This window comes from Sporomusa sp. GT1 (genome assembly GCF_014634905.1).
In the GTDB taxonomy this organism is placed as follows: Bacteria; Bacillota; Negativicutes; order Sporomusales; family Sporomusaceae; genus Sporomusa; species Sporomusa sphaeroides.
The window spans coordinates 14,946-32,296 of the sequence record NZ_BMBX01000034.1 but is presented as its reverse complement, the minus strand read 5'-3'; the positions used below and the strand labels follow the sequence as shown (position 1 = coordinate 32,296).

15 protein-coding genes are annotated in these 17,351 nt (G+C 46.1%); 2 read left to right on the top strand and 13 right to left on the bottom strand.

The window, feature by feature from the left end:
• Window positions 1–477: 477 nt before the first annotated feature.
• A complete protein-coding gene (gene ppdK / locus GT1_RS20210) occupies window positions 478–3,135 on the bottom strand; it encodes a pyruvate, phosphate dikinase (protein WP_188400229.1) in 2,658 nt (885 codons plus the stop codon).
• 832 nt (window positions 3,136–3,967) lie between these two features.
• On the opposite strand from ppdK, the gene GT1_RS20205 reads away from it, so the two are divergent.
• Window positions 3,968–4,219 (top strand): helix-turn-helix domain-containing protein, encoded by a 252-nt coding sequence (locus GT1_RS20205; protein WP_188400228.1) that lies wholly within the window; start codon window positions 3,968–3,970, stop codon window positions 4,217–4,219.
• Window positions 4,220–4,361: 142 nt separating this feature from the next.
• Here the strand turns inward: GT1_RS20205 and guaA are convergent, their stop codons facing one another.
• From guaA to tsaD, 8 genes are all read right to left on the bottom strand, one after another.
• Window positions 4,362–5,903 carry a glutamine-hydrolyzing GMP synthase gene (guaA, locus tag GT1_RS20200; RefSeq protein WP_188400227.1) on the bottom strand — a complete coding sequence of 514 codons (1,542 nt, stop codon included), beginning with the start codon at window positions 5,901–5,903 and terminating at the stop codon, window positions 4,362–4,364.
• A gap of 258 nt (window positions 5,904–6,161) precedes the next feature.
• A complete protein-coding gene (gene pdaB, locus GT1_RS20195) occupies window positions 6,162–6,902 on the bottom strand; it encodes a polysaccharide deacetylase family sporulation protein PdaB (RefSeq protein ID WP_188400226.1) in 741 nt (246 codons plus the stop codon).
• Window positions 6,903–7,016: 114 nt separating this feature from the next.
• A complete protein-coding gene (locus GT1_RS20190) occupies window positions 7,017–7,664 on the bottom strand; it encodes a hypothetical protein (protein WP_188400225.1) in 648 nt (215 codons plus the stop codon).
• Window positions 7,665–7,797: 133 nt separating this feature from the next.
• On the bottom strand, window positions 7,798–9,444 hold the full coding sequence (gene groL / locus GT1_RS20185; protein ID WP_188400224.1) for a chaperonin GroEL: 1,647 nt from the start codon (window positions 9,442–9,444) through the stop codon (window positions 7,798–7,800).
• A 40-nt stretch (window positions 9,445–9,484) separates the two neighbouring features.
• A complete protein-coding gene (gene groES, locus GT1_RS20180) occupies window positions 9,485–9,769 on the bottom strand; it encodes a co-chaperone GroES (protein WP_188400223.1) in 285 nt (94 codons plus the stop codon).
• Window positions 9,770–9,977: 208 nt separating this feature from the next.
• Entirely contained in the window at window positions 9,978–10,559 is a 582-nt protein-coding gene (locus tag GT1_RS20175) for an ANTAR domain-containing response regulator (protein WP_188400222.1), read from the bottom strand.
• A gap of 1 nt (window position 10,560) precedes the next feature.
• Window positions 10,561–12,006, bottom strand: coding sequence for a sensor histidine kinase (locus GT1_RS20170; RefSeq protein ID WP_188400221.1), 1,446 nt, complete (start codon window positions 12,004–12,006; stop codon window positions 10,561–10,563).
• 453 nt (window positions 12,007–12,459) lie between these two features.
• Window positions 12,460–13,488: a tRNA (adenosine(37)-N6)-threonylcarbamoyltransferase complex transferase subunit TsaD gene (gene tsaD / locus GT1_RS20165; protein ID WP_188400220.1), complete on the bottom strand. Its 1,029-nt coding sequence runs from the start codon at window positions 13,486–13,488 to the stop codon at window positions 12,460–12,462.
• Between the two features lie 126 nt (window positions 13,489–13,614).
• Here tsaD and GT1_RS20160 point away from each other — a divergent pair, with 126 nt between their 5' ends.
• Window positions 13,615–13,815 (top strand): alpha/beta-type small acid-soluble spore protein, encoded by a 201-nt coding sequence (locus GT1_RS20160; RefSeq protein WP_075754166.1) that lies wholly within the window; start codon window positions 13,615–13,617, stop codon window positions 13,813–13,815.
• Window positions 13,816–13,929: 114 nt separating this feature from the next.
• On the opposite strand, the gene rimI is transcribed toward GT1_RS20160, so the two are convergent.
• The 4 genes from rimI to GT1_RS20140 all read right to left on the bottom strand — a co-directional run bounded on the left by rimI (window position 13,930) and on the right by GT1_RS20140 (window position 17,351).
• Window positions 13,930–14,379 (bottom strand): ribosomal protein S18-alanine N-acetyltransferase, encoded by a 450-nt coding sequence (gene rimI, locus GT1_RS20155; RefSeq protein ID WP_188400219.1) that lies wholly within the window; start codon window positions 14,377–14,379, stop codon window positions 13,930–13,932.
• Entirely contained in the window at window positions 14,372–15,070 is a 699-nt protein-coding gene (gene tsaB, locus GT1_RS20150) for a tRNA (adenosine(37)-N6)-threonylcarbamoyltransferase complex dimerization subunit type 1 TsaB (protein WP_188400218.1), read from the bottom strand. The genes rimI and tsaB overlap by 8 nt, the downstream gene beginning before the upstream one ends.
• A 2-nt stretch (window positions 15,071–15,072) precedes the next feature.
• Window positions 15,073–16,557: a thiamine-phosphate kinase gene (gene thiL, locus GT1_RS20145; protein WP_188400217.1), complete on the bottom strand. Its 1,485-nt coding sequence runs from the start codon at window positions 16,555–16,557 to the stop codon at window positions 15,073–15,075.
• Between the two features lie 206 nt (window positions 16,558–16,763).
• Window positions 16,764–17,351: a GerMN domain-containing protein gene (locus tag GT1_RS20140; protein ID WP_188400216.1), complete on the bottom strand. Its 588-nt coding sequence runs from the start codon at window positions 17,349–17,351 to the stop codon at window positions 16,764–16,766.

The following is a 17,351-nucleotide window of genomic DNA, read 5'->3' as shown; positions in this document are numbered from 1 at the left end:
GCCAGCGTTCGTCCTGAGCCAGGATCAAACTCTCCATAAAAGTTTATTTATGGAGCCTTTTGTGGCTCATAAAGTTTAAAGAAATCATTTAAAGTGCTCATTGAGCACCGCACATTTGGCTTTTATGATGCATTACTTACATTGTTCAGTTTTCAGGGAACCGCTAGTGCCACCGGCGCTCACCGCCTCAGTGACAGCTTGTTTATGTTACCACGTTTATTACACCATGTCAACATAATCTTTGTTGTTATTTTTTAATTCATTCTGGAATATTTTGTCGCAGCAATCAGCGACTTTCTTATATTAGCATAGCTGCCAAGCTGCTGTCAACATACTTATTCTTATTAATTACAAGAAATAATATACCCCGGATATGTAATAATCTGCTTTGTCGACTCTTGACCATCGAACAAAGTGATCACAGCGACGCTAACGCATCGCTGTGATCACTTTTCCGAAGATATATTCTGCTTGCTGCTATCTGGTGCCGACAACCTCGCCGTCACTAATTGCAGCCTGAGCAGCCGCTAATCTGGCCAGCGGTACGCGGTAAGGCGAACAACTTACAAAATTCAAACCAATTTCATGACAGAACCTAACCGAGTTGGGTTCACCGCCATGTTCACCACAAATGCCAAATTCAATTTCAGGCTTGACCTTGCGTGCGCTTTCAACAGCCATGCGCATAAGTCTGCCTACACCTTTGCGATCAAGAGTAATAAATGGATTGTCTTTGAGTATTTTATTATCCAGATAGTCTGGCAAGAACTTGCCTTCCGCATCATCACGGCTAAACCCGAAAGTAGTTTGCGTCAGGTCATTAGTACCAAAGGTAAAAAAGTCACTAAACTCGGCAAGCTCATCAGCTAACATTGCCGCGCGCGGCAGTTCAATCATCAGACCAACAGAGTAATGGAAGGTAACCCCCTCTCTATCCATGGTTTCTTTAGCAATAGTTGTAACTCTCTCTCTGAAGAATTTCATTTCATTAACATCCATAACCAGCGGTATTTCAACTTCAGGCAACACCTTGCAGCCTTCACGGGTTAGTGCAGCGGCAGCATTAAAAATGGCTTGTATTTGCATTTCATAAATTTCCGGGAAGGAAATCCCCAGGCGGCAGCCACGGTGTCCAAGCATAGGGTTAAATTCGTGCAGTCCGCGCACTTTCTTTAATAAATGCAGCTTTTCTTCTAACAGTGCCGGATTTTCCCCTGTTATTTTGAGCGTGGTCGTTTCGACCAGCAAATCCTCCACACTGGGCAGGAATTCATGTAAGGGTGGATCTAACAGTCTGATGCACACATCATACCCTTCCATGGCTTTTAAAATTCCATAAAAATCGTTTTGCTGGATTGGCAGAAGGTGACGCAATGCTTCTTGACGCCCTTCCAAAGATTCAGCCAAAATCATTTGCTGAACATAAGGCAGTCTGTCCTGAGCCATAAACATATGCTCTGTCCGGGTCAGGCCAATTCCCGTTGCGCCAAATTCGCGGGCTTTTAACGCATCTTCCGGAGTATCAGCATTGGCTTTTACCCCCAGGCGCCTATATTGATCAGCCCATTCTAAGAGTGCAGTATATTCTGCCGAAATTTCCGGGTCTTTCATCGGCACCTGCCCTAAAATTACCCGTCCGGTTGCACCATCGATCGAGACTACTTCCCCTTTTTTTACTATTGTAGTCCCAATATTGAGTTCTTCTTTTACATAATCAATCTGAATAGCTTCACAACCGCACACACACGGCTTACCCATGCCGCGCGCCACTACTGCTGCGTGGCTGGTCATGCCGCCCCTGCTGGTCAAAATCCCTTGCGCAGCAACTATGCCATGAATATCATCAGGCGTTGTCTCGGTACGTACCAGCAATACCGTCTTGCCGGCCTTACCCATACGCTCAGCTTCATCAGCATCAAATACCACCTGACCGGAAGCCGCTCCCGGTGATGCCGGCAATCCTTTGGCAACCACATTAAGCACAGCATCGCCGTCAATCTGACGATGCAACAATTGATCAAGCTGTCCCGGTTCAACTAATAACAAGGCTTGTTCCCTGTTAATCAAACCTTCCTGCGCCAATTCATAGGCAATTCGCACACTGGCTTGCGCCGTCCGTTTGCCGTTACGGGTTTGGAGGATATATAAACGCCCGCGTTCAATGGTAAATTCAATATCCTGCATATTTTTATAGTGAGTTTCCAAGAGCCGGGCAATCCTGACAAAGTCAGCATACACTTCCGGCATCTCGTCCTCTAGCTGGCTAATGGGACGGGGAGTACGGATACCTGCCACTACATCTTCCCCTTGGGCATTGGTTAAAAACTCGCCATACAATAAATTTTCACCAGTGGAAGGATTGCGGGTAAAGGCTACACCGGTACCTGAATCATTGCCCATATTGCCGAATACCATGGACTGAATATTTACTGCTGTCCCCAGGTCATGATCAATTTTATTTAAGTTACGATATACTATTGCCCTGTCGTTATTCCAGGAACGGAACACTGCTTCAATAGCCATCGCCAATTGATCAAAAGGATTCTCCGGGAAAGGTTTGCCGGTCTTGGCTTTCACTAATTCTTTATACTTGTTAATAATGCTGCGTAAAGATTCAACGGTGAGCTCCTGGTCATACCGTATACCTTGCTCATCTTTTTGTCTGTCGAGAATTTCTTCAAACTCATATTTGTGAATCTCCAGCACAACATCACTAAACATCTGGATAAAACGGCGATAAGCATCATACGCAAATCTGAGGTTGCCTGTATTTTTCCCTACCGATTGAACAGTTTCTTCGTTAAGGCCCAAATTTAAAATAGTATCCATCATGCCTGGCATGGAGAACATCGCACCAGACCGTACCGATACCAATAGCGGATTGGCTAAGTCACCGAATTTCTTGCCGGCCTGTTCTTCGACAACAGCCAGTTTGCTCTTAACCTCATCCAGCAAACCTTCAGGCAGTTTCCGCCCCAACCGGTAATACTCCGTGCAAGCTTCGGTGGTAATGGTCATTCCGGGAGGTACAGGCAACCCGATATTGGTCATCTCTGCCAGATTGGCACCTTTTCCTCCAAGAAGAGCTTTCCTGTCAGCACTTCCCTCTTTGAATAAATACACAAGTTTAGCCACTTATAACTACCCCTTTCTGATTAACATCAGCATATCGGTTCATAAACATTTTAATATGATATACTATATCTTGTAAATAGTTATTTAGCATATGCTATTTATTTTTTTCATCATATTCAATTATGGGAGAATATCTTCTGATTCTATTGCAAAATTCTGAAATATTCTTCTGTTTTACGAGGTAGTGGCCATAAGTTATGCCTACCTTCCTCTTATTTCAATGTTGTCCTTAGTATACCGCAAACAATCAGACCTCGATACGGAAAAACTCCGGCTGGCAATCGTAAATGTCAAAATGCCGCAACCTTGACATGATGTCATTAGGTAACGGCACTCATTTTGCAATAAACAGGGACAAAGTTTGGCATTAATCTTTGGCAGCTTTGTTTTTAATTTTACTTTTTCCGCGAACTATTGAATTTTAGATCATTCAAAAGATCTCCACTAAGTTCTGACATCATTTGGATGATTATGCTTTTGCTGTCTTGGTTCAATTTATCTTCTGGAAGCTCAACAGTTATTGTTATGTGATACTCCCCATACGACTTTCGAATTACTCGACAATTGGATGCGTAGTTATAATTCATATTATTCATATCTAATTCACTCCGCTCATCAATAAAGCTAGTTGTGCTAAAGGTATGCAGCTTTACGCAACACCAGTGCAACAATCATAACATATATACGTTGTTGTAGTTTTTCATTAGCAATATAGGCCTTATGCAAAAAATATATTTTTTACATAAATGACATTCAGTAAATGTCATTTATGTACTAATCATACAGTAAAATAAACCAAATGACAAGTAGTAAATGTCACTTGGGGTGTATAATGTATAAAAATAAATCTGCTGATGGCAAAAACAATTTATGCGGAAGCAATATCAGAAAAATAAGAATAGGTTTAGTTCCCAAAACTTCTCAAAGAGAACTGGCAGATAAGCTGCAAATGCAAGGTTTGGATATTGATAAGAATGCAATCCAACGAATTGAGAGCGGAGCACGCTTTGTAACAGATATTGAACTCAGGGCATTTGCAAAAGTTTTAAATGTCTCCTGTGATGAATTAATTGATTTGATATAGCAACAAAAACCTCAGATAGCCTGAGGTTTTTGTTGCTATATCAGGATAGTATTTATACTATATAATAGTACCATTATAATACCACGAACAAAAATCAACCTCGAGAAGCTTGATAAATCAAGGTTCTCGAGGTTTTCTCTTACTATTCCCATTCAATTGTAGAGGGTGGTTTGGAAGTAATATCATAAACTATCCGGTTTACGCCTTTAACTTCATTGACAATGCGCCGTGAGATGCTATCAAGCACCTCATAGGGCAAACGTACCCAGTCGGCAGTCATGCCATCTTCGCTCTCGACAATTCTAAGCCCAACAGTATATGCGTATGTCCGCTCATCACCCATAACGCCGACACTTTTCATAGCCGGAAGCACGGCGAAGGACTGCCACACTTTGCGATACAAGCCCGCGTTTCTGATCTCCTGATATACGATGGAATCAGCTTCACGGAGAATTTCCAGACGTTCTTCCGTGATCTCACCGATAATCCGTATCGCCAGGCCCGGCCCCGGGAAAGGCTGACGGTAAACGATATCCTCTGCCAGTCCCAGTTCGCGCCCTAATTCCCGAACCTCGTCCTTAAACAGGTCTCTAAGCGGTTCGACAAGTTCAAACTTCATATCTTCCGGCAGACCGCCCACATTGTGATGGCTCTTAATAACAGCCGCAGTGGCAGTACCGCTTTCAATAACATCAGGATATAAAGTACCCTGCACCAAATAGTCAATTTCGCCTAATTTAGCAGCTTCAACTTCAAAAACCCGAATAAATTCTTCGCCAATAATTTTGCGTTTCTGTTCAGGTTCAGTGATACCGTTCAAGCGCGTCATAAACCGTTCAACAGCATCCACATACACCAAATTCATTTTAAAGCCGTCCCGGAAGGTCTTAACAACCTGTTCTGCCTCGCCTTTACGCAGAAAACCGTGGTTAACAAACACACAAGTCAGTTGATCACCGATTGCACGATGCACCAGTACAGCGGCTACGGAAGAATCCACACCGCCGCTTAACGCGCACAGTACCCGTTTATTGCCTACCTGCGCCCTGATTTTAGCTATCGACTGATCGACAAAAGAGCCCATATTCCACTCCCCGGTACAACCGCAAATAGTAAACAGGAAGTTTTTAAGCATATGCATACCTTCCGGGGTATGTACTACCTCGGGATGAAACTGTACTCCGTAAATACCTCTGGCACTGTCTTGCATAGCAGCCACCGGTGTACTGTCGGTATGGGCGGTAATGATAAAACCTGCCGGTGGTTCGGCAATATAATCGCCATGGCTCATCCATACTTGGGTTTCACCGGTAATTTCCGCAAAAATAGCGTCATTTTTATCAACAAACAGTTTGGTATTGCCATATTCGCGGGAAGTGGCATGGGCTACCTTACCGCCCAACGTGTGCGCGGTGAGCTGCATACCATAACAAATTCCCAAGACTGGCAAGTTGATTTCAAATATCTGGGGATCGCACTTAGGTGCATTTTCACCATAAACACTGGATGGTCCGCCGGAAAAAATAATGCCTTTAGGGGCCAGCTGGCGTATTTTATCAACACTGGTGTTGAAAGGTACTATTTCACAATAAACTCCGCATTCGCGAATCCGTCTGGCAATTAGCTGGCTGTACTGGCCGCCAAAATCCATGACCAAAATCATTTCTTGTTTGCCGGTCGTCATGTAATATCCTCCTTTAATTAGCTCCAAATTAGTGACTAAGGCTTGTCTACCTGCGAGTAATTACTATATAAAAATAACAAACTGCCTGAATGTAATTATCGGCGTAAGCCCGGTACTTTATGCAATCATATCAAGTTCGCCATATATCGCCAAAATCCTCCCTGGTAGGAAAATAAGGATAAAAAAAGAGATTGCCCTAGCTTGCTACAATGACAGTTACTACCGTCACTATAAGCAACGTAGGACAATCCCTGGGTACTAGTGTCTCTGTATTCCTTTATCACTGTATTTTTCTAACAATTCGCCAACCGTAACAAAGGTATATCCCTCGGCCCGAATCTTCTCCACGAGAATAGGCAGGGCATCGGCTGTCTGTACCGGAGTGTCGGAAGCATGCATCAAAATAATGGCTCCCGGTTTCAGGCGTTTCATTACTCTTTCGACAATTACATCCCGGCCGGGGTTTTTCCAGTCCAGCGAATCGACATTCCAGATAATTGTTTTATAGCCAAGCTCGTCGGTAGCTTTTAATGATTTCTGACTGTAATGGCCATTGGGCGGTCGCAGCAGCCGTGGTTCGACGCCGGTGACTTCTTTAATCTGAGCATGGGCTTTGCTGATATCTTCTTTCACCCATTCAGGCGACATGTCGCCGTAATTTTCATGCCGATGCCCGTGGCTGGCAACTTCATGACCGTCTTGGGCTATACGCTGCGCCACTTCCGGAAACTTTGTCGCCCATGGCCCCATAATAAAGAATGTTGATTTGATATTATTTTTCTGCAAGGTATCCAGAATGGATGGAGTGAATTTGTTTCCCCAGGAATGGTCAAACGTAAGCGCCACTACCTTTTGGTCGGTACGAGTCCCCGCAATAGCAATCGGCCCGCCTGAAACTACGTCAGCTACCTGCACATACATGGCAGATATGGCAAATAATCCAATAATACTATAGAAAACATTCCGGTTATTAAATAGGCGGCGCAAGCTGATAATCATATATCCCCCTCCTTCCGCAGCTCTACTAATACCTCATCTGTGCTAAATTAACAGAGTTTTAATACAGATAAGATACTAAGTATGTATGCGTCAGGCACGGGGTTTATGCTAGTACTACCGCCCTTGCCACTTTATATATGGGTATTTGTTCATGAAATAAACAATAAGCCAGTTGGATACCGAATAGGCGGAGCGCAAAGTTATAATAATGGTAGCCCCCGTTATCCACCAATACCACTCGCTGATCCTAATTTCGACAGGAATAAAAAACACAGCAGCCAGTAAAACAATGACAAACATACTGCCGAGTGGAATGACTGTTTGGACAACATCAAACCCCAACCGGGTATACAGCAACGTGTTAAATGTTTTTTTTCTGGCGGTAAACAACGCCATACAGTCGTCAAACCGGTCATTGACCCACTGTTCCTCTGCACCGGTGACAATAAGCTTGCCACTGCAGGGAACAAAGTTTTTCAGGGCAATGGCGATTGTCCCCTTTTCCGGCACTTCCACGGTCAGCGTAAGTTGATCTATCCGCGGCATCTTCCTGGCAACAGCAATAAGCTGCTCCCAGCTCTCAATCGCCTGAACCGGGCGTTCTTCTAATTCCTGTTTGCCTAAGAGATCATCATTTTCACCAATGGTAGCATGCCAGAGGAACTCTCCATCCTGACTGAAAATACCCCATAGCTTAGTAAATAACTGTTCATCAAGCGTGCAGGCAGGTATGCGGCTTTGTTCAATATGATTGTATTCCAATGTATTACCTCCGTAAGGCTGCTTAGAATAATCTTATGGGCTTGGTGGACTACTAGTATTATATAAGAAAACCCCTTCACAGGGAAGGGGGTTGTCTTAATTATTAGATTATTCTGCTCTAAGGGGCAAGGGGCTACATCATTCCGCCCATGCCGCCCATACCACCCATACCGCCCATGCCGCCCATAGCAGCAGCAGCGCCGCCGTCTTTCTCAGGCTTATCGGCAATGAGAGTTTCGGTAGTGAGAACCATAGCCGCGATGCTGGCAGCATTTTGCAGCGCCGAGCGAGTAACCTTCGCCGGGTCAACAATACCTGCAGCAATCATGTCAACATATTCTTCAGTCAGAGCATTGAAGCCAACACCCTTACCGGCTTTTTTAACATTGGCAACAACAACCGAGCCTTCAAGACCTGCGTTGTTAGCGATTTGGCGTACCGGTTCTTCAATGGCCCGTTTCACAATCTCTACACCAGTCTTTTCGTCACCGACAAGCTTCAGGTTTTCCAGGCTGGCTTGAATGCTGATGAAGGTAGTGCCGCCGCCGGCAACAATGCCTTCCTCAACAGCGGCGCGAGTAGCATTCAGGGCATCCTCGATACGCAGTTTTTTCTCTTTAAGCTCAACTTCAGTAGCAGCACCCACTTGGATAACGGCTACGCCGCCAGCCAATTTGGCCAGACGCTCCTGGAGCTTTTCTTTATCAAAATCAGAAGTAGTTTCTTCGATCTGAGCGCGAATTTGGTTAACACGCTTTTTAATTTCTTCAGCCTGACCACTACCGTCAACAATGGTAGTTTCCTCTTTGGATACGCGAACCTGACGGGCACGGCCAAGGTCTTCCATAGTTACGCTGTCAAGTTTGCGGCCAAGTTCTTCGGTAATAACAGCACCACCGGTAACAATGGCGATATCTTCCAGCATAGCCTTTCTGCGATCACCAAAACCAGGCGATTTAACAGCTACAGCGCGGAAGGTGCCGCGGAGTTTATTAACCACCAGGGTAGCCAAAGCTTCGCCTTCCACATCTTCAGCAATGATTAAGAGTTCTTTGCCTTGCTGAACTACTTTCTCCAGTACCGGCAGCAGGTCGGCAATGGCGCCGATTTTACGGTCGGTAATCAGAATGTAAGGATCGTTAAGAACGGCTTCCATTTTGTCCGGATCGGTAATCATGTACGGGGAAATGTAACCGCGGTCAAATTGCATGCCTTCAACCACATCAAGGTCAGTACCCATGGTTTTGGACTCTTCAACGGTGATAACACCATCTTTACCGACTTTTTCCATGGCTTCCGCAATCAATGAACCAATCTCTTCGTCACCAGCCGAAATGGAGGCGACTTGAGCGATAGCATCTTTAGTTTCAACTTTTTGGGAGCTATTTTTGATTTCGCCAACAAGTACGTTTACCGCTTGCTGAATACCTTTTTTCAGAATCATGGGGTTGGCACCGGCAGCTACGTTCTTCATGCCTTCACGAATCATAGCTTGGGCAAGCAAAGTGGCTGTGGTAGTACCGTCACCGGCAACATCATTGGTTTTGGTAGCAACTTCTTTAACAAGCTGCGCACCCATATTTTCAAACGGATCTTCCAGGTCAATATCACGGGCGATGGTTACACCGTCATTAGTGATTGCCGGAGCACCGAATTTCTTATCAAGCACTACATTGCGGCCTTTAGGGCCCAAAGTAACTTTAACAGCATTAGCCAGAGCGTTTACGCCTCTCTCAAGCGCCCGACGAGCTTCTTCGTCAAATAAAATTTGTTTAGCCATTTATGTATTACCTACCTTTCACTTTATAATAATTAGCTGATTATTCAATTACAGCCAGGATGTCTCTTTCACTGATAATGAGGTACTCTTTGCCCTCAACCTTAAGTTCATTGCCGGCATATTTGGAGAAAATAACCTTGTCGCCAACCTTAACCTCTAAGGCAACCTTTTGACCATTTTCCAGAGTTTTGCCTGAACCAACAGCCACAATCTTGCCTTCCTGCGGCTTCTCCTTAACTGTGTCCGGAAGAACGATACCACTCTTGGTAACTTCCTCCTTTGCCAAAGCTTCAATCACTACTCTGTCGCCTAATGGCTTAATCATGTAAAGACCTCCCTTTATTGTGTGTTAATATTAACAGTTTTTTGTTAGCACTCATTCGAGTTGAGTGCTAATCTATAACTTATAATATAAAATTCGCTTCAAAAAATCAAGAGCATTTAGGTAAAAATACGTAATTTTTTTTAAACCTTCAAAAAAATTTCAGGCCAGAAACCATAATAGTCTCTGTCCTGACACAAAATTCGTCTATTTACCTTTTGCGGGTGGCTGATTCGACAATGGCGGCAGCCACCTCCCGAATGGATTTCCGTTTACTCATACTATATTGTTGAATGCGCCGGTAGGCTTCACTTTCGGTTAAACTGTAGGCATCCATTAAAACGCCTTTCGCCCGGTCAAGTACTTTCCGGGTTTCCAGCGAGTTTTTGACTTCTTCCAGTTCACGCTCCAATTCAGCAAACTCCTGAAACCGGGATAAGGCGATTTCCATAGCAGGGAATAAATTAGCTTCTTTTACCGGCTTAACCAGGTATGCCAGTACCCCTGAGTCCTTGGCTTTTTCCACAATCTCTTTTTGACTGAAAGCCGTTAGCAGCAGAACCGGTGACAGCTTCTCGGTAGAAATAATTTTGGCTGCTGTAATCCCGTCCATTTCCGGCATCTTGATATCCATAATGACAAGGTCAGGGCGATGTTTACGGGCCAGGTCAACTGCCTTTTCCCCGTCTGAGGCTTCGCCCACCACCGTATGTCCGGCTTCTTCCAGTATCTCTTTCAGGTCCATTCTTATAATCGACTCATTATCAGCAATTACAATCCGCAAAGCGTCCATGTTATTCCTCCTTCGCCTCTTTAACGCCTTCCATCAGCCGGGGAATAGTAATAAAAGCATGGGTTCCGGCACGGGAAAACAGGCGGAATTTCCCCCCAAGGTCATTTTCAATCAGGGTTCTGACAATCTGCAAACCCAAGCTGTTGGTATTTTGCAGGGTAAAATCCTTAGGGAGGCCAATACCGTCATCATAGATATCTATCTGATAACTTTCGGGTGTTGTCGTAATATCCACCCCGATGAGTCCCTCTTTGCGTCCGACAAAGCCATGTTCAATGGAATTTTGAATAAGCTCATTAATGACCAGTGCCAAGCTGCTGGCCTGTTCAGAAGGCAAGATAACGGTTTGGCCGTTAAGTACTGTTTCGATATTAAAGTTAGGCTCAAGCATATTTTGTATAACTAAATCCAAAATATTTTTGGTAACTTCAGCCACATCAATGTATTCCCTGTCTTGCTGAGATAAAAATTCATGAACAACCGATATGCTCAGAATCCGGTTTACACTTTCTCTAAGTGCTGCTTTAACTTCCGGTGTCTTGGTACGCCTGGCCTGCAGTCTGAGCAGACTGGCAATGGTCTGTAGATTGTTCTTAACGCGGTGGTGTATTTCCTGGATGACTGCCGATTTTACCAGTAGTTCCTTTTCCTTCTTTCTGATATCGGTTACATCGGCAATAATAAACACGGTGCGTACTACCTGGCCGCCGACAAAAATCGGAATAGCCCGCTGTACTAAGATCATGTGGCCGGCTTCCGTCTCTTTTTCGAGCGGCTGCCCGGTGGCCAGCGCCTGCTGCACCAGCTTCATGTTCACTTGACGGTCAGATACCCGACGGCCAATGATCCGGTTAATGCCAAGCACTTTATAAATGGCATCGGCTGCCGAATTGGCAAAAGTAATGCAACCTCGTTCATCAATCACCACAATACCGTCACGCGTACTCAGTGGCCGGTACAGCCTACGGTCGAGCGGTCCGCCGATGGCAGCCATAGTCAGAAGCATATAGGCTGTTTCCACCAGCATACTGTGTCCGTCGGCACCAGCCTCCTGGGCATTGGTTTCAAAGCTGGCAGCGGCAATAAGGCCGCCATCGAAATCCCTGATTGGATAAACCTGCATTTCTAATGCATCCATACCAAGTGCCCATTCGCGCTGTCCGGCGATATTAGCACCCGAAACAAGTGTCCGCCATACCAAGGGTTCTTCGCCTGCCTGCACCGTACTGCCCAAAATATTGGTTTTAAAATCAATATAACTGGTACTGGGCTTAGCTTGAGCAACAATAGCCAAAAAATTCTCGCTGTGACCGGGAGCATACAGTGTAACCTGAGCGTGAGCAAGATCGGCAGCCAATCCCAGTACGCTTGCCGCGTTATCAAGAACCTGGATCTGCCCTGGAGTTAATACTGTGATTTTTTGGCAAATACCGACAATCACGCCCATAGATAGTTCCCCCGTTCCACATAAAGAAAACCCGGCTTACGTCAAGCCTCGGCAAAAGCAAAAGTCGGTGCTGCCCTTATCCTGTTTGTAAGAAAGCTATACTTTCTGTTAGGGTAAAGAAAACACGACTCGCGCTGAGCCCCGGGCAAAAGCGAAAGCCGATGCTGCTTGTTATCAGGCAAAAGTTGAACCTTCTGTCAGCAAAGTAAAACTAACACTTGCTAATTCTTTATGTATTCAACTAAAACACAAATAATTCCTTGTCATCTGGTCATAAATCCACAAAGTTACAGCCATATATTTATCCACGACCTTTACCCGGGTTATCCCCGAACTTATCCACATTATCCACAAGGTTATGCACAATACCATAGTTGCTGCAATACGGTTTCGGCGTGGTTTGTTATAAACTTACCCACATTATCCACAATTGTCATTTAATTGTTGTCCACATTATCTGCAGCCTAATTTGAGTGAGGGAACAGCATTAAGATGTAAATCGGCAAAATCCTTGGCCAAATACTGATAATACGCCCTGCAGGCAATCATCGCCGCATTGTCGGTACAAAGTACAGCCGGCGGATAAAAAAGCTTGAACCCCCGTTCAGTTGTTCGGGCCGCCATTTCGCTCTGCAGTGATGAATTAGCCGCTACGCCCCCGGCTAAAACAATTTTGTCAACACCCACCTGCTCGGCAGCCATTATGGTTTTCATGACCAGCACATCAACCACAGCCGCCTGAAAGCTGGCAGCGACATCAGGAATACTGACTGTTTCCTCTCGCTGTTTGGCGCTGTTTAAGTAATTTAACACCGCGGATTTTAAGCCGCTAAAGCTAAAGGCAAACTTATTTTCGCCTTCCTGCACGGCAAAAGCGCGGGGAAAGGCAATCGCCTGGGGATTACCTTGCTTCGCGGCATTATCAATATGCGGACCGCCCGGATAAGGAAAATTCATTACCCTGGCAATTTTATCAAAAGCCTCACCGGCGGCATCATCGCGGGTCTGCCCCAGCAGCACAAGCTCATTATAATCCTTAAGGTGAATAAGGGAAGTATGACCGCCTGATACTACCAGCGCTACGAAAGGCGGCTGTAACTCTTTATGGGCCAGGAAATTAGCAAAAATGTGCCCTTCCAAATGGTTTACGCCAATCAACGGCTTGTTAAGGGCAAACGCCAGAGTTTTGGCAGTTGCTACACCAACAAGCAGCGCACCGACTAATCCCGGCCCATAGGTAACGCCAATGGCATCGATATCGGCAAGTGTCGTTCCCGCTTCAGACAAAGCTTGCTCAATAACAGGGATCACATTTTCGATATGTTTGCGGGATGCAATTTCGGGAACAACGCCACCAAATTTTTGATGTGTCGGTACCTGGGAAGAAATAATATTGGCTAAAATTGTCCGCCCGTTCGCGACAACCGCGGCCGATGTTTCATCACAGCTTGTTTCTAAAGCCAAAGTTAAACTTTGCGTCATAAGGCCAGACCTCCATCATATGTCTGCTAATTATTACATGAGCGAAAAATGTATTTTAATGTTCAAAGCAAGCCAAATTAGATTCAAGGACAACAACATAAAGTCCGGGAAAGGAGGTGCACACATATGGCACGCTCGAATAAGCCTGTAAACCCGGGAGCTGAAAACGCTCTTGACCGCATGAAAATGGAAGTAGCTAACGAATTGGGTATTTCTGAGCGGGTTCGTAGCCAGGGTTGGTCTACTATGACTTCTGCTGACTGCGGTCGCGTAGGCGGTCACATGGTTCGTAAAATGATCGAGCAGTATGAATCTACTCTCCAATAAATGTGTAACGTACAGGGCGGCTATAGCCGCCCTGTCACCTTTTTACCCCCTCAGGCATATGTTAAATTACACAATCACCCTTTGGGGGCCACACTCAACCGTGGTCTCTTTTTTTCATAGTTTATCCAGCCACATGATGAGCGCATCTTCTCCCAGTTCGGCATAATAATTAGGGCGAATCCCCTGTTCAACAAAGCCACGGGCCTCATACAACCTGCGGGCCGGTGTATTGGAAGGCCGGACCTCCAGGGTCATGCTGACGGCTCCCAATAGTTTGGCGGCAAGAATCATATGTTCCAAAAGCAATGAACCAATTTTACGGCCGCGATATTCAGGCAAAATCGCAACATTAGTAACATGCGCTTCATCAACGACAAGCCAGAAGCCGGCATAGCCGACAATATGGCTGCCGTCCAAAACCACCAGGTAATGGGACAAATCATTGTCATTGATTTCTGATTCAAAGGCAGCCCGTGACCATGGCGTAGCAAAGGCCTGATTCTCCACTGCCAGCACTGCATCAATATCCGCAGTCTGCATACGCCGGATACTTATCTCAGCCACTCTGGCACCCCCGGGACTGCCGCCGCTCCCACAATTCTTCGGCTTCTGAACGTCTGATATAAAGCGGCTCCAGACTCGCCACATCATGCCGTACACCCTGGGCATATAGCTGCTGAGCCATAACCGCAATACTGCCGGCACGCGGCATTACCACATGCGCTGGTGCAGGGTTAGGAATATTCTCTCTATACATAACTGCCGCCTCACCTAACAATAAGACAGGCCGGCCCAGCTTAGCGAGTTCTGTCTGCGCCTCGGCAAAAGCCTTCACTTGCGGTGGCTGCACTTCCACAATAATATTATCCTGCCATTCATACAGGCCTACATACACATTTCCTTTTTGTGCATCCAGCATGGGAGCCAAAAGCGCCCCCGGAGCCGGGCAGGCAAAAGCCAGTGCCGCCAGAGTGGGCACACCGATTAAGGGAATTTTGAGCGCATAGGCAAGTGCTTTAGCGGTTGCCAAGCCAATCCTGAGACCGGTAAAAGAGCCTGGCCCGATACTGACAGCAACTGCTTTCAGGCTGGTCTGCGGCATTTCAGCCATAGTAAGCAGGCTGGCAATATGCGGCATCAGTCGTTCCGAGTGGGTTTTCCGGGTCTGAATAGTAAGTTCAGCCACCAACGTGTCTGTGGTGGCAATCGCCACGCTGGACACAAGGGTGGCTGTATCGATAGCAAGAATAGGCAAATCTATTTCAACTCCTCACAAAGCTCTCTATACCGTTTCCCTTTCGGGGCAAGGCAAATGATCCGCTCACTTGCATCATGACCTGGCGTTAGGGTCAGCCACAAGTGCTCGGCAGGCAAAAACTCGGCAAATTTTTCCGGCCATTCAATAATGGCAATCCCCCCGGACTCTACATAGTGGTCAAAACCAATATCGGCAAGTTCGTCCGGATGTTCAAGCCTGTATAGATCAAAATGATAGACAGAGACTTGCCTGTCACCGATCATTCCTTCATAAACATTAAGCACAGTAAAGGTCGGGCTGGAAACAGCATCAGCCACATTAAGACCTGCAGCAATCCCCTGACTTAACAAGGTCTTGCCGGCACCAAGCTCGCCGGACAGGCATAGCACATCCCCCGGCTTCAGCGCTTTGGCAACCTCTTGCCCCAAACGATATGTCTCTTCCGGCCCATTGCTGTTAAAATCTAACAAAACGTTTTGCTCCTCCTGACGGAAATGGTTGTACCCTCCGGCCTCAAGCGGGTGTACTTGTCCTGTTTCATCAACAAGCGTCACTCCCTGGCCGTCCTCGACAACCTCCCCCACCCTGAAGATAGTTATATCCGGATAGGCCTGCTTGAAAGCCTCATATTGTCCCGGCTCCATAGTAAATACAAGCTGAAAATCTTCACCGCCATACAGCGCATAATCCAGTGCCGGTTTTCCCAGTTTATCTGCCGCCTCTTTTAACTCGGCGGCCAGTGGAATTTGACCGGCATACAGCTTTATCCCAACCTTGCTGGCCTTGGCTATTTCGTGGGCTTCACTGGCTAATCCGTCACTGATATCATCCATACTGGTAGCACCGAAGCCGGCCAGTAACTGCCCGGCTTTGACCTGTGGCCGGGGTGTTAAATGAGTCGTCACCAAAGGCCAGGCAAAATTATAATCTTCCCATTCACCGGCAGCAAGCAGCGCCAAACCTGCTGCAGAATTGCCCAGATATCCGGTTACGGCCACAATATCCCCCGGCTGAGCGCCGGAGCGGCGCACCAAATTGGCAGGTTCGACTTCACCGGACACCATGACATTGATCACCAGCCCGTGCGGACTGGAAACCGTATCGCCACCGACAATGTTAACAGAAAACTCACGGCAGATTTCTTTCATGCCTTTATATAAATTGACAACAAAATCCGGCGAGGTAGCAGGCGGCAACGCGATAGACACCACTGCATGACGGGGAACACCGCCCATAGCGGCGATATCACTTATATTTACAGCAATGGATTTATAGCCAAGCTGCCAGGGAGTTGTGGTTGCTAAATCAAAATGTACCGATTCAACCAGCATATCTGTGGTAAGCAACAGCAGCTGTCTGGGTGTCGGTAAAAGCGCGGCAGCGTCATCACCAATACCAACCACCACACTGCCATGGTCATGAATTGTATCTTGTTTAATTAGATCAATCAGCCCAAATTCTCCTAGCTCGTTAAGTTTGTCCATTGGAACCACCACCTTCTAACGCTGCCTAGTACCTTGTAAATGACGCAAGGGCACTAATGTTTCTAATAACTTCTCTTTTATGCAGACATTTCCTGCAAGGCTAGTATACCACCATAAGAAAAAAAGTTGTATAGCCACAGGATTTAATCATAAAGAAATAAAACAGCAGCCCTTCACCGGGAAGAACTGCTGCTTTATCTGAAGTCTTAGTTTGTTATTTTTTTAATAATCTGTTCTGACCGGCTAAGCGGTTCACTGACATCAATATGACCGGCTATAGTCTCAACCTTTTTTCCCCCGACCAGAATCTGCACCTTTTGGATATCAGGGAATTCAGTAAGGGTATTAACAATAGCCCCCACCAGCAAAATTTCTCCTGCCGAACCACCCTTATTGTTCTTAATCAATGTATCATCAAAATCAACATAGGCAATATGTTCTTTGACTTTCACATTTTTCAGCTTAACCCCTGCTGGCATAACGCCAACAAGTTCGGTGTTTTTGGTCCCTGCCAGCAGCAGCTCAATAGCAGTCCTGGCAGGATGGCTGTTAACAGGCACCTTATGGATTTCCGGCACCAGATACATGGCATCTTTGGTAGCATGGTACACCGTAAGCTGCATAGTGCTTTCTGAATTAGGAGCAGTGCCTGCCGGCGACGGTTGTTCAGCCGCTTTAGGCGGTATAGCAGTCCCACCTTGCCCCGGAGCAGGAGTTGCACCATCACAACCGGCAAGTAAGAAAGTCACTGTCAGCAAGAGCGCAGCCAGCAATAATGTAAGTTTATTTCGCAT

What these genes read in the sequence shown, in the direction of transcription:
- GT1_RS20205 (WP_188400228.1), top strand. Translation starts at nt 3,968, where the DNA reads ATGTATAAAAATAAATCTGCTGATGGCAAAAACAATTTATGCGGAAGC.
- guaA (WP_188400227.1), bottom strand. Translation starts at nt 5,903, where the DNA reads ATGACGACCGGCAAACAAGAAATGATTTTGGTCATGGATTTTGGCGGC.
- pdaB (WP_188400226.1), bottom strand. Translation starts at nt 6,902, where the DNA reads ATGATTATCAGCTTGCGCCGCCTATTTAATAACCGGAATGTTTTCTAT.
- groL (WP_188400224.1), bottom strand. Translation starts at nt 9,444, where the DNA reads ATGGCTAAACAAATTTTATTTGACGAAGAAGCTCGTCGGGCGCTTGAG.
- groES (WP_188400223.1), bottom strand. Translation starts at nt 9,769, where the DNA reads ATGATTAAGCCATTAGGCGACAGAGTAGTGATTGAAGCTTTGGCAAAG.
- GT1_RS20175 (WP_188400222.1), bottom strand. Translation starts at nt 10,559, where the DNA reads ATGGACGCTTTGCGGATTGTAATTGCTGATAATGAGTCGATTATAAGA.
- GT1_RS20170 (WP_188400221.1), bottom strand. Translation starts at nt 12,006, where the DNA reads ATGGGCGTGATTGTCGGTATTTGCCAAAAAATCACAGTATTAACTCCA.
- tsaD (WP_188400220.1), bottom strand. Translation starts at nt 13,488, where the DNA reads ATGACGCAAAGTTTAACTTTGGCTTTAGAAACAAGCTGTGATGAAACA.
- GT1_RS20160 (WP_075754166.1), top strand. Translation starts at nt 13,615, where the DNA reads ATGGCACGCTCGAATAAGCCTGTAAACCCGGGAGCTGAAAACGCTCTT.
- thiL (WP_188400217.1), bottom strand. Translation starts at nt 16,557, where the DNA reads ATGGACAAACTTAACGAGCTAGGAGAATTTGGGCTGATTGATCTAATT.
- GT1_RS20140 (WP_188400216.1), bottom strand. Translation starts at nt 17,351, where the DNA reads ATGCGAAATAAACTTACATTATTGCTGGCTGCGCTCTTGCTGACAGTG.